This is a genomic window from Sodalis sp. RH20, assembly GCF_047324205.1.
GTDB lineage: Bacteria > Pseudomonadota > Gammaproteobacteria > Enterobacterales > Enterobacteriaceae > Acerihabitans.
In genome coordinates this window covers 1953287-1966711 of record NZ_CP178733.1, presented here as the reverse complement: position 1 = coordinate 1966711, position 13425 = coordinate 1953287, and the positions used below count along the sequence as shown (strand labels likewise).

9 protein-coding genes are annotated in these 13425 nt (G+C 54.0%); 1 reads left to right on the top strand and 8 read right to left on the bottom strand.

From position 1 onward, the window contains the following. Positions 1 to 90 precede the first annotated feature (90 nt). From ACL2XM_RS09145 to ACL2XM_RS09110, 8 genes are all read right to left on the bottom strand, one after another. The gene (locus tag ACL2XM_RS09145) at positions 91 to 1887 is read right to left on the bottom strand and encodes a S8 family serine peptidase (RefSeq protein ID WP_413722884.1); all 1797 of its coding nucleotides are present in this window, start codon (positions 1885 to 1887) and stop codon (positions 91 to 93) included. Positions 1888 to 2000: 113 nt separating this feature from the next. Next, positions 2001 to 3779 carry a S8 family serine peptidase gene (locus ACL2XM_RS09140; protein ID WP_413722885.1) on the bottom strand — a complete coding sequence of 593 codons (1779 nt, stop codon included), beginning with the start codon at positions 3777 to 3779 and terminating at the stop codon, positions 2001 to 2003. A 632-nt stretch (positions 3780 to 4411) separates the two neighbouring features. Beyond that, entirely contained in the window at positions 4412 to 5425 is a 1014-nt protein-coding gene (locus tag ACL2XM_RS09135) for a bile acid:sodium symporter family protein (protein WP_413722886.1), read from the bottom strand. Positions 5426 to 5491: 66 nt separating this feature from the next. Then, positions 5492 to 6538, bottom strand: coding sequence for an oxidoreductase (locus ACL2XM_RS09130; RefSeq protein ID WP_410015051.1), 1047 nt, complete (start codon positions 6536 to 6538; stop codon positions 5492 to 5494). Positions 6539 to 6633: 95 nt separating this feature from the next. After that, positions 6634 to 7569 carry an arabinose operon transcriptional regulator AraC gene (gene araC, locus ACL2XM_RS09125; protein WP_410015050.1) on the bottom strand — a complete coding sequence of 312 codons (936 nt, stop codon included), beginning with the start codon at positions 7567 to 7569 and terminating at the stop codon, positions 6634 to 6636. 115 nt (positions 7570 to 7684) lie between these two features. Beyond that, positions 7685 to 8668, bottom strand: a complete 984-nt coding sequence (gene araH, locus ACL2XM_RS09120) for an L-arabinose ABC transporter permease AraH (RefSeq protein WP_410015049.1) — start codon at positions 8666 to 8668, stop codon at positions 7685 to 7687. A 17-nt stretch (positions 8669 to 8685) separates the two neighbouring features. Further along, entirely contained in the window at positions 8686 to 10215 is a 1530-nt protein-coding gene (gene araG, locus ACL2XM_RS09115) for an L-arabinose ABC transporter ATP-binding protein AraG (RefSeq protein ID WP_410015048.1), read from the bottom strand. A gap of 156 nt (positions 10216 to 10371) precedes the next feature. Then, positions 10372 to 11361, bottom strand: coding sequence for an arabinose ABC transporter substrate-binding protein (locus tag ACL2XM_RS09110; RefSeq protein ID WP_413722887.1), 990 nt, complete (start codon positions 11359 to 11361; stop codon positions 10372 to 10374). Between the two features lie 377 nt (positions 11362 to 11738). Here ACL2XM_RS09110 and ACL2XM_RS09105 point away from each other — a divergent pair, with 377 nt between their 5' ends. Further along, a complete protein-coding gene (locus ACL2XM_RS09105) occupies positions 11739 to 13424 on the top strand; it encodes a ribulokinase (RefSeq protein ID WP_410015046.1) in 1686 nt (561 codons plus the stop codon). Position 13425: the final 1 nt, after the last annotated feature.

Genomic DNA, 13425 nt, shown 5'->3' with positions numbered 1-13425 from the left:
CTCCCCCTTAGCGCCTGTTTCCAGGAGGTGCTAAGGGGGTTCTGCCATAATTCATATCCCTAAAGATTAAAGCCCCAATCCGCAATTTCGTTAGATTATCAATTGCCATAATGAAACGGCTACCCCAGGCTCCCAGCTGATAATCGAACGATGGGCTTGTCTACACCGATAAACGCTCCAAAAATAGGACACCCGATCGTTTACCGCGTATTGCGTATTGGGAGCCCAGGCGGGATAAGGCAGCACCGGAGGGGGCGGCGGTGACGGCAGTGGCGGCGGCACAATGCCGCCGCTGACCAATTCATCCACCCGCGCCAGGGCAGCGGCAAGATTCGGTCGGAAGCCTATTCCCTGCCCCGCGGCTTCGCGCCCGCCGGTTTGGCTAAGGATATCGAAGATAAAATCCCGGTTAAAAATAATATGATACTGATTACGGGCATAGGCTTGAACGACCGCCAGGCATCCACCCACCATTGGGGTAGCACTGGAGGTCCCGCTAAATGTCCGGGTATAAGTGCGATTAGGTGGATTTAAATTTTGCAAGCCTCCGTAGCCGGTAGTAGTGACGCTATCGCTCCAGGCGTTTAACGTTGGATGATTTAAATTAAAATTGGTTCTGGTCCCCCGGAGGCCGCTAAAAGAATCACAACCGCCAATCATAATGCCATTACTATCGCCAAAATCATTGAACCGGGGAAACTGGCTCAGGTTAACCGAGCCATTGCCGCCGGCGAATATCACCACCGCGCCGGCCTGCGCGCACCAGCGGATCCTGTCCCACCAAATAACGTTATGGACAATTGGCAATACTATTGAAAGATCATTTTCAAGCATGGTTTGTGTATTAAGCACGACGATATCACCAGGAATTAACTCCATCATAATTCGGTTCATATCTGAAATGAGCGATTCATAGACAAATAGCCGGCTTTGATAGGCAATTCCAGTAACGCCAAAACCGTTGTTAACTCCCCGGATAATGCCCGCCGCCGCGGTACCATGGTCGCCGCCTCCGGGTCGATTGGTCCGTACGGTGATATTACCCCATAAATCTTCATGATTAGGATGTACCCCATAGTCCAATAAGCGAACGCCCGCACCATTGCCTGCGGCACCCCGACTCCATGCGCTCCTGGCATTCACCCCTAAACCGGCGTTTAGATATCCTTGCAAGCCAGTGAAATCTGGCGTTTGATTATTCAATGACGCCCCGTCATCCTGATGAATGCCGTCGTGCTCAGTTAGCGACGGCGGCGGTGGTTCAACCAGTGTGTTCGATAACCCGCAGTATTCAACATAGTCAAGCGCTTCCAGTTCTTGCGCTAATGCTAGTATTTCTTGATTATCAACATCAATGTTGAGGGTATAAAAATTTTTAAGCTCCTGATAGACCGATGAAATTTCGCATTTTTTTTCCACCCCTTGAGGATCAAAGCAAGGCGTCAATAAAATGTGCCGTCGGTATTTTTGAAATAAAGGCACTGTACACACCTCTTCATTGTACAGTTTATCAATACCTCTAGGATAAAACTTTACCTCAATATAATTCCCAGGAGCATTAATATACGCTAATTTACCTTTTAACCATGGTCTTGATGATTTTCTATCCTCCGCCTTCAAACTGAATTCCGACATAACAATATAGTCCGTCCAAAGCACATGACATTGACCTTGTGCCGAAGAGATTTCTGCTGCTATTCTATATACTGAGGGATAAGGTACGGAAAAAATTACCAGCTCATTTTCCTCAGCATACTTATGTTGAATGATATTATCCTGCGCATACAGCGAAAAATTAACGTTGCATCCACGTAAATCGCCTTCACATTTTATAAAAATGAGGCCGTCAGAACAATATTTACTAAAATAATCGAGAGTTATATTCACAATCATTATCCTTATGTCGTTAGCTGCTAATAATCACTCTATCAACACATTCCGTTTCACTTATTGCAATAAAAATTTTGAGTGATGTAATTTTCTTGCAAAAATAATCACTATTATTGTATCTGTCGCCATAATGTCGGAGCCAAGTTTGGCTGCCAGCCGATATTGGCAACATGCCTCGTTGTAGATACGTAAAACAATTCTAAATGAGTGACCCGATCGCCTACTTCATATTGCCGTCCGACCCTCCAGAAAGGATATCTCGGTGGTATTTGTGGGGGAAGAGGAGAGAGAGGCGGTGGCAGCAATCCTTGACTCAACAGGTTGTCAACATAGTTTATCGCAGCCTCTGCATTTGGCCTGGGGCCGATTAAATCAATTTCACCTTCGCGATGGCCCGTATCCAGGATGATCCGATACAATTGATCGGCGTTAAATATAATGTGGTAAACAGATCTGGCATAGGATTGTATCAAGGCCAGCACGCTTGCCACTTGAGGCGCCGCGGCAGAAGTGCCGCTATAATTGTCACGATAGGTTCGATTTGGCGATCCCAAATTGAGTAAATTACCACCTCCGGTGGTGGCGACATTTTCTCCCCAGGCGGCAACCACCCGGTGAAAATTAAAATTTGAAAATGGTAATCTTCTGCCCGTGGCGCGATGACTGGAGGTCGCCAGAATAACGCCGCTATCACCGAAGTCATTTATTCCAGATCGGAACAAATTTAACCCTCCGTTTGAGGCGGATATCACTACCACACCGCCGCTTTGAATCAATAGTTGGAAAAGACTCCAGCGATGTGGGTCATCTATCAGCGGGAAGTTTCCAGTACTTAAGGAAATTGTGACTATCTCCCCCGGTAAGGCGTCACGGATCATTCTTTCAAATTCATTCAGTTGACCAGCATAGGCGAACAAACGGCAGTCATAAGCGATGCCCGTCATACCAAAGCCATTATTAAGCGCAGCAATAATCCCGGCGGTTGAGGTTCCGTGTGTTCTATTGCCCGTTGAATTGGATACTACAGTTATATTTGTAACGAGATCCTCATGAGTATTATAAACACCAGTATCCTGCATGCGGACCCCCACGCCCCTGCCGGTGATATTTCTTGCCCAAACCGCCCTGACGCTCATGCCCCAGGGCGAGTTATCCAAATAACCCTGGTGTTGGGTTAAATTTGGCGTCACGTTGGCCGGCTCAATTTCCTCTCGCCAACTATCCTCATCATAGGAGGAAGCGTCTTCCTTCGCCTCGCCAGATAAACTACAGTATTCCACATAGTCCAGTTGCTCAAGTTCTTGCGCCAACAGCAATAATTCATTATTGTTGAGGTTTTGCTCCACCCGATAAAGTCCACGCAGTTTCTCAAACTGCGGCAATATTTTTATCTTTGCACGTATATCTTCTTCATCAAAACAGGGGATAAAACGAACAATCTCACTGAGTCCGTAAAAGAAAGGAACATTATTATCTTCCTCGCGCTGTAACTGTTCGAAACCGCAGGGATAGAATTGTATTCTAAAATTTTGTTTTTCATTTGTGGTTATGTTTAGCCTGCCTTTTAAATTATTTATATTTGTTATCCCACATCTTTGCTGGCTTGTAAATTCCGGCGTGTAAACGGTTGAGAATATATCCGACAATAATTCTTCAGTCCCATGCCCCTCCCCTTTTACCAACGCACGCAGCTGATAAAGCGTACCTGAGCACAGCTTGAATATTACCAGCTCATCACCCCATGCGCTTTGCTCAGCAGCAAGCTTGCCAGGTTCGCCACAGTCATAGAGGCTATATTCAATGAAAAAATGTTGCTCCCCACCAAGGCACCGAGCATACAAATTCCCGTCGGGCTTATAATCTCTATAATATTCAAGCTCAATATTCATATTATATATCTCCAAAATTCCTATTTTATTGAGAGGTCCGACTATAAATCGCTTGCACGCGGACGCTTAAGGTAATGCCTGATACATTAAGAGAGATGGGGTCGACACACGAAGTCTATTTAAAATAATCGATTTCTAAATTCATGCACGACGCCCAAGGTAAAACCCATGGCAAAATAGTGAGTTACCCTTGATATAACCCTCCGCAGGATGGCATATAATCATTCAATCAGACGATAGAGCGAAATACCTGTCTAAAATGACATACAAAATGTAATAGGCATCGCGGATTAATTTATACTAGCCAACATGTCCCATACAGGCAATTGCCTATTCTGATTAACCTCACCCTATGCCTATATACGGTTTATCTCATTAATACATTGAGTTAATGGAATGACATCCAGTTTTGACAATACTTGCCTCGCTAATTTGCTTAAAATTGGCAATCTTTACCACCGTGTAAAGGCAGCCTCCAACCTATATCGGGGGCTTATTATATAAACCTAGGAAAAATAACGGCATATAATTTGAAAATGCCTGTTTCTGTATGGTTACAGCTTATGCCCACCAGACGGCATCATCGGCCCGGACAATGTATTGTCAAAGCCAATGAATGCTCATTACTAGTGTTATTTATTAACGGCGGGATTGGAAGGAATGTTTTTCATCTGCTGTGCCTGCCGGCGGGCATATCGCGCCGCCAGCACCGCGCACACCATCAGCTGCACCTGGTGGAAGATCATCAGCGGCAGCACCATGGTGCCCACCATGGCGGCGGGAAACAGCACGTTGGCCATAGGGATTCCGTTGGCCAGGCTTTTCTTGGAGCCGCAAAAGACGATGGTCACCTCGTCGGCGGTGTTGAATCCCAGCAAACGCGCGGTCCAGGTATTGACCACCAGGACGATGGCCAGCAGCACCAGTGAGAACACCAGGATGGAGACCAGCGACCAGCCGGTGATCTGATGCCAGATCCCCCCCACTACCGCCTCGCTGAAGGCGGTATACACCACCAGCAATATTGATGACCGGTCTGTAATATTCACCAGCTTTTTATGCCGCGCCACCCATTTGCCAATCAGCGGCCGCGACAAATGGCCCAGGACAAAAGGCACCATCAGTTGCAGGATAATGGAACCTATGGCATGCAGCGTATTGGTCGCGCCGCCCTCCTGGGTATGCATCAGCAGGCCCACCAGCACCGGCGACAAAAATACGCCCAGGATGCTGGAGGCCGACGCGCTGCAGATGGCGGCGGCCACGTTGCCGCCGGCCACCGAGGTAAACGCGATGGCCGACTGCACGGTGGCCGGCAGCGCGCACAGATACAGAAATCCCATATACACCGGCGAGGATAACAATGAAGGCACAAACACCTTCATGGCGATGCCCAGCAGCGGAAATAACGCAAAGGTACTGAGGAACACCACCAGATGCAGCCGCCAGTGGCTCATACCGCCTACGATCGCTTCACGCGACAGCTTGGCGCCGTGCATAAAAAACAGCAGCGCAATCGCCGCGGTGGTGAGATATTCAAAAAAGACCTTGATCAAACCCCGGCACGGAAAGAGTGACGCCAGAATCACCACGGTGACTAAAACCAGCAAAAACTTATCAATCTTTAAACGCTGAAACCACGCCATGTCACTGCCCTTACCACTGTAAAAACCAAAGGCGCCGCCGGGCGCCCGTAAAAATCCACCTTGGCATTAACCGTTCTTCACCGCCAATGTTTTTTTCTGTGCCGACGACAGCACGCCCAGCTCGATCAGCTCCATTACCTGGATGGCCGAGGCCGCGGTAACCGGGTTTTCGCCCACGCCGAGGATGGCGTCGCGAATGCCGGCATAATACGCGGGATAATTGCCCGGCTGGGTGCGCACCTGATGTTCGGTCAACGCATCGCCGTCGGCCAGCGTCAGCATACCGTCCTGGGCATCGACGCCCCATTTCGGCTGCGGCGGATAAACGCCCGCTTTCAGTTGCGCTTCCTGGGGGTCCAGCCCGAACTTGACGAAGCTGCCCTTGGTGCCGTGCACGGTAAAACGCGGTGTCGCCGCCGCCGCCAGCATGCCGCCGTGCAACACCACGCGCCGCTGCGGGTAGATAAGCGTGGCATGGAAGTAATCATCGGTCAGCGCGCCGGGGCGCAACAGGGCCAGGTCAACGTTAACCGCCACCGGCATGCCGAACAGCTGGATGACCTGATCGACCAAATGCGGCGCCAAATCATACCAGATGCCGCTGCCGGCCCCCGGCTGTTCACGCCAGCGCGGCATCACCTGCGGCCGGAAACGGTCGTACTGCGAGGACAAATAGACCACGTCGCCGAGAACGCCGTCTTTAATCAGCTGCCGCACGGTGAGGAAATCGCTGTCCCAGCGCCGGTTGTGGAACACCGACAGCAGCACCCGCTGGTTTTCGGCCAGTTGTTTAAGCTCATAAGCCTGCGACAGCGTCACGGTAAAGGGTTTATCGACGACCACATGCTTGCCGGCCGCAAGCGCCTGTTTGGCGAGGGGAAAGTGGGTTTCGTTCGGCGTGGGGATAATCACGAGATCAACCGCGGGATCGTTAATCACAGCACCCGGATCGGCGGCGACCTTCATGCCCGGAAAGTCAGCCAGCACCTTGCCGGCGTCGCTCGATGAGACGGCTGCCAGGGTCAGTCCAGGCGTGGCGTTAACCAACGGCGCGTGCAATGTTTTGCCGGCAAAGCCGTAACCAATAAGTCCGATACCGATATTTTCAGCCATTGTCGTTCCTCTTTTTTGGCTAACACAGCAATGTCCCCACTGCCTTATATTAGCGCTGGGGACATTATTATCGGACTCACATTAACAATAAATTATCAGCCTCCGATAGCCTTTTCGCTTTGCAACTGCCAATTATGAGACGCCTGGATACTGCGGCCGGGATAATTAATCTCGCTGCTGCGGCGGCGGAAGTCGCTGGGGCTGACCCCGACGCGTTTACGGAATACCCGCGAAAAATAGAGCTGGTCGTCATACCCCACCACGCGGCCGATGGTGGCGATGGATTCCTGCGTGGTCTGCAGCAGCAGTTTGGCGCGGATTACCCGCTGGTCCTCGCGCCAGCGCAGGATATTGATGCCAACCTGCTCGCGAAAGAGATGCGCCAGCCTGGAGGGGGATAAACAGACATGCCGCGCCACCTCGTCGATGCGCAGTTCGCCGGAGAGATTGCCGGTGATAAACTGGCAGGCCTCGATAATACGCGGATCCATGATTTTGCTTGGGCTTTGCGGGTCCTCCTCCATGGCGCGCAGCAGCATGCGTTCAAGCAGGTTCATGCCCAGTTCTTCCGAGAAACGGCGTCCGGAACGTTGGGTTTGCTCGATATTGGCCAGCAACCGGTCGAATTCGGTCAGCAGATTATCATTGCCGAGCCGCAGGCGGCCGACGTCATGGATTTTGCTGTGCCATTCCAGCCAGTCGGCCCAGTACGCACGCGGGCGAAAATACACCCAACGATGATACCAGCAGTCGCTGTCCGGGGAGCGGCCGTAATAATGGGCGGATTTGGGTGGAAACAGCAGCAGGTCGCCCGGATTACAGACGAAGGAACGCTCGCCTTCAAAAATCTTACCCTGCCCCTTGATGGTCAGGTTAAGAATATATCCCTTCATGCCGTCGGGCCGGTCGATGAAGAAGTCCAGCGGCCCGCCCGCTATAATCGGCGTCAGGCCGGCAACCAGATAGGCATTGAACATATAGCCCGGTAATAAGGGATTGGATTGCGTCTCGTGAGTCATTCGATGATACATCTCACCTCCGGACAGGTTGTCGTCTGATTGAGAATATCCTAAAGCGCGGACAATAGCGTGCCAGGGTCGTAAAACTGTGAGCGGGCCGGCCGCGATGCGACCGGTCCGCGTCGGTTTATACCGTACGTTTGGCTTTTTGTTTGTAGCGGTCGAAAATCACCGCCGCCAGCAGGATGACCCCACGCACCACGTATTGCGAGAACGGCGAAATATTCAGCAGATTCATGGCGTTTTCCACGGTGCCGAGGATCAGCACCCCGGCCACCACATAGGAAATCTTGCCAATGCCGCCTTTCATCGATACCCCGCCCAGCACGCAGGCGGAGATGACGATCAGCTCATAACCCAATGAGGTCATGGGCTGGCCGCTGGTCATACGCGAGGCGAGGATAATACCGGCCACCGCCGACACCAGTCCGGACAGGATAAAAATAATGATCTTGGTGCGCACCACCGGCACCCCCGCCAGCCGGGCGGCTTCTTCATTACCGCCAATGGCCAGCGTGTTGCGCCCGAAGGTGGTTCTGTTGAGCAGGAAACCAAAGATGGCCATGCACAGCGCCATGATCCAGATGGGCGCGGGCAGGCCCAGCCAGTTGGCGTAGCCCAGCACGAAAAAGCGTTCATCTTCGATGCCCACCGCTTTACCATCAGAAATAATATACGCCAGACCGCGCACGATTTGCATGGTGGCCAGGGTGGTTATCAGGGCATTGATTTTCAGCTTGGCGATAACAAAACCGTTGACCAGGCCGCACAGTACGCCAAGCACCAGTCCCGCCGCCACGCCGAGCCACAGGCTTTCGGTTGAGTTGATGACCACGGCGGTGGTGACGCCGGCACAGGCGATAACCGAGGCGACCGACAAATCGAAATCGCCGGAAGCCAGGCAAAACAGCATGCCGCAGGCGACGATACCGGACATGGAAATAGCCAGGCCGAGGCCCTTCATATTGATAAAACTGGCAAAGTTCGGCACAAAAAACGAGCAGGCGATAAACAGCACCACGAACACCACCAGCATGCCAAAATTATCCCAGACGCGGCCAAAGCCCAGCGTTTTTTTCGCTTTCGGGGAGGGGGTAGTAACAGTCGACATCTTAGACTCCTTCACAATCAGGCAACCGCGTCAGCGGGGCTGGTATCGGTTGTGTGCAACATTGCCAGACTTAACGCTTTCTGTTCAGTGGCATCGGTGTGGGTGAGCTCGCCGGAAATGGCGCCTTCGCGCATCACCACGATCCTGTCGGCCAGCCCCAGGACTTCAGGCAGATCGCTTGAGGCGAACAGCACGGCGATACCGCGTTTGGCCAGCTCATATATCACGTGGTAAATTTCGTGCTTGGCGCCGACATCGATTCCTCGCGTCGGTTCGTCGAGCATGATGACTTTCATATCCTCCGACAGCCAGCGGCCGAGAATGGCTTTTTGCTGGTTGCCGCCGGACAGGTTCATGATCAGTTGCTCGGCGGAGGGCGTCTTGATATTCAGGGAGCGGATATGTTCCTCGGCGTTTTCCTTTTCCCAGCGGTCGTTAATCAGGAAACCGGCCTTGATGGTCTTGCGCCGGGCGCTGATATTGATATTTTCCCTTACCGAATGCACCGGTATCAGGCCGTCGGCTTTGCGATCTTCCGGACACAGCAGCAACCCTTCGCGGATGGCGTCGATGGGCGAGCGGATATTAAGCGGCTTGCCGTCCAGCAGCAACTGCCCGCCGGTAATCAGCGTACCGCCGAACAGCCCCTTCATCAGTTCGCTGCGTCCCGCGCCCACCAGGCCGAACAGGCCGACGATTTCACCGGCGTGCACCGACAGCGTAATCGGCGTTTTCACGCCAGCGGCCTTGATGCTGTCCAGCTGCAGCCGTACCGCGCCATGATCGCGCGGCTGGTAACCGTAGATATCACCGAGATTGCGTCCCACCATGGCCTGCACCAGCTTGGTGTGATCGACCTGGGTCATATCGTCGAACGTGCGGACGTACTTGCCGTCCTTGAATACCGTGATGGCATCGCCGAGGGTAAAAATCTCCTCCATGCGGTGCGACACGTAGAGTATTACCCTGCCCTCGGCCCGCAGTTCGCGGATCACCCGGAAAAGCTGTTCGATTTCACGCGCCGACAGCGAACTGGTCGGCTCGTCAAAGGCAATAATTTTAGCATTGCGGGTCAGCGCCTTGGCGATTTCCACCATCTGCCACTGGGCGATGGACAAATATTTGAGCGGTGTGTCCGGCGCGATATCCAGCCCCAGGTGTTCCAACTGCAGTTTGGTTTCATAATGCAGGATGGCGCGGTTAACCATGCCGTATTTATTGGGCAACTGGCCGAGGTAGATATTTTCCGCCACGGTCATTTCCGGCACCAGGTGCAACTCCTGGTAGATAATGGCGACGCCGGCATCCAGCGCATCGGCGGTGGAATTAAAATGGACCGGCTGGCCTTTGATAAGGATTTCACCCTGGGTCGGCGTATAGCTGCCGCTGAGAATTTTCAGCAACGTGGATTTGCCGGCGCCGTTCTCGCCCATCAGGGCGTGGATCTGGCCCGGATAGCAGTCAAAACTGATATCATCCAGCGCCTTTACGCCGGGAAACGTTTTTCCGATGCCGCGAAACGACAGATAGGGTGTCTGAATTGTCATGAACACATCCTCGCGTTAACTGATACGAACGGTGCGCCGGCAATCCCACGGCTGTAACCATCAGGGGTCTTGGCTGACACGTGCACATCCTCTTGATGAATGACATCGTCATGGACAGGGACGGCGCATAGCCGTCCCGGGAAACAGGCGCCGCGGTTATTTACCGCCCAGCCCTTTCTTCGCCAATTCTTCTTTAAAGTTGTCGCGGGTAATGACCACCACATCGGTCACTTCGGTGAATTTGGGCGGTTCAACGCCTTTGGTTACCCAATCGTTAAGCATCTGGATGCTCTTGTAGCCGTGAACGTCCGGACTTGGCAGCAGAGACCCGTAGAAGCCGGTCGCATTGGCTTTGGAGAGTTCGCTTACCGCATCCACGCCGTTGATGCCGATGCCGATAACGTTGGGCGCCTTGAAGCCCTGGCCTTCGGTGGCGCGCACGCCGCCGAGCACGGTATTGTCGTTCATGCCGATGATCAGCCAGTTTTTCACGCCGGAATGCTGTACCAGCAGTGAGTTGGCGGCGTCAAAGGCGCCAGGGATATCGTTGGATTTCGTCGGGACGGTATAGATTTGTTTTGCCGGGAAACCGGCGGCTTTTAATGCGTCCATCGAACCGGTAGTGCGGCGGCGGGCGGTATCGAGCTCATCGGCGGTAATAGCCATGACGCCGGTGTCAGCCACGTTCCAGCCGCGCTTGTTCATTTCTTTCCACAGTTCCTGGCCCTGGCGTTCGCCAATCTTGGTGGCCGCCATCATGACCAGGGGAACGGTGTCCATCGGTTTGCCTTTGGCGGTGACGAACTGATCGTCAACGGCAATGACCTTCATATCATAGCTGCGGGCCTTGGCGACAATGGCCGAGCCCAGTTTTGGATCCGGGGTACAGATAACAAAACCCTTGGCGCCGCTTGCCGCCAGGCTGTCGATAGCGTTAAGGGTTTTCTCGCCATCGGGCACGGCGATTTTAATCACATCAAATCCCAGGTCCTTGCCGGCTTTATCGGCAAAACGCCATTCGGTCTGGAACCAGGGTTCTTCCGGCTGTTTAACCAGAAAACCCAGTTTCAGATTTTCCGCCATAGCCGATTGAGACATAACGGCAGCCAATCCGATTGCCGCCAGTGCCTTAGTGAATTTATGCATGTAACTCTCCGGTATTTTTTATCGCCTCGCTTCAAAATGCTGAAGCGTGTAAGCGTTATCAGTCGGGAAGATGAATCCGCTTGGAACGTCTAAGCGGCGGATTTATCGCCGTTAGTCCGACCAGGCCCTTTAGACGGGAGTAGTTTTAGCCTTAATGTGTTACTAAAATGTAGAGCGTTATCACAGTTCTCAATAACAGCTGATTTGTGCATAGATACAGCAAATTCCACCTCCCCGCGCGTTTTTGAACACCATCACATTTCAGCCATCAGCGACAGGAATGTGCATACTTCCAGCCAACCGCTCCTCACGGCCGGCTCAAAACCCCCTTATGGTTGTGCACATCATCCGTTTTCGGGTAAACAGGAGAGAACAGCATGAATGAAGAGGCCATCAGCCTCGGGCTTGATTTCGGCAGCGACTCGGTACGCGCCCTGGCGGTAGGATGCCAAAGCGGTAAAGAGCTGGCGACCGAAGTGGTCTGGTACCCGCGATGGCGCGAGGGCCAGTATTGCAAACCCGCGCACAATCAATTCCGCCATCATCCCAATGATTATCTTGAATCCATGGAACAGGCGATCCGCGCTGTGGTAAACGCCCTCACCCCGGCCCAGCGCCTGCGCGTCGCCGGCATCGGCGTCGATACCACCGGCAGTACCCCCGCCCCTATTGATGAGGAGGGCCGGATACTGGCATTGCGCCCGGAATTCGCCGACAACCCGAACGCCATGTTTATCCTGTGGAAGGATCATACCGCCATAGAAGAAGCCGAGGCGATAAACCGGCTGTGCCACGACGGCGCGCATCCGGATTACACGCGCTACATCGGCGGCGTGTACTCCTCTGAATGGTTCTGGGCCAAAATCCTGCATATTACCCGCCAGGACGCCCAGGTACGCCGGCAGGCGGTATCTTGGATTGAGCTTTGCGACTGGATACCGGCCGTGCTGTCCGGGACCACGCGGCCGCAGGACATCAAGCGCGGCCGCTGCGCCGCCGGACATAAATCCCTTTGGCATCCCGACTGGGGCGGCGTGCCGCCGCGAGACTTCCTTGAGGCGCTCGATCCGGTTCTGACCGAACGGCTGCAATATCCGCTCTTCACCGATACCTATACCGCGGAAGCGCCGGTCGGGCGCATCACCGCCGCATGGGCGCAAAAGCTTGGCTTGCCGGAGACCGTTACCATTGCCGGCGGCGCCTTCGACTGCCATATCGGCGCGGTGGGCGCCGGCGCGCAGCCCTATACCCTGGTTAAAGTCATCGGCACATCGACCTGCGATATCCTTATCGCCGACGAACAGCGTGTGGGCGATCGCACTATCGCCGGCATCTGCGGCCAGGTCGACGGCAGCGTGGTACCGGGATTTATCGGTCTCGAAGCCGGTCAGTCGGCCTTTGGCGACATTTATGCCTGGTTCGGACGTTTGCTGGGCTGGCCGCTGAAACAGGCGGTGCAACACAACCCGGCCCTGAAACCCGCTCTCGACGGTATCCAGGAACAGATGCTGAACGCGCTGGCGCAGGCCTGGGCCAGCGAACCGTCCCTTGAGCATCTGCCGGTGGTGCTGGACTGGTTCAACGGCCGGCGCACGCCTTACGCCAACCAGCGCCTGCAGGGCGTGATCACCGGCCTCAATCTGGGCACTGATGCGCCGGCGCTGTTCGGCGGACTGATTGCCGCCACCGCCTTCGGCGCCCGCGCCATCATGGAATGCTTTGAAACCCAGGGCATCCCTGTGGAAAACGTGCTGGTGATGGGCGGCATTGCCCGCAAATCGCCGATTATCATGCAGGTATGCGCGGATGTGATGAATCGTCCGCTGCAACTGGTGGCCTCCGATCAATGCTGCGCCCTCGGCGCGGCTATCTTCGGCGCGGTGGCGGCCGGCGTTTATCCGGATATCGCGGTGGCGCAGCAGGCCATGGCCAGTCGGATTGAACGCACCCTGCAGCCGGACCCGGCCAGGGTCGCGCAATTCGAGCGGCTCTACCAGCGCTATTTGGAATGGAGCGAGCTTGCGGAACCGGCTTACGCGGCGGCGGCGCACAGCGATCGCTGAT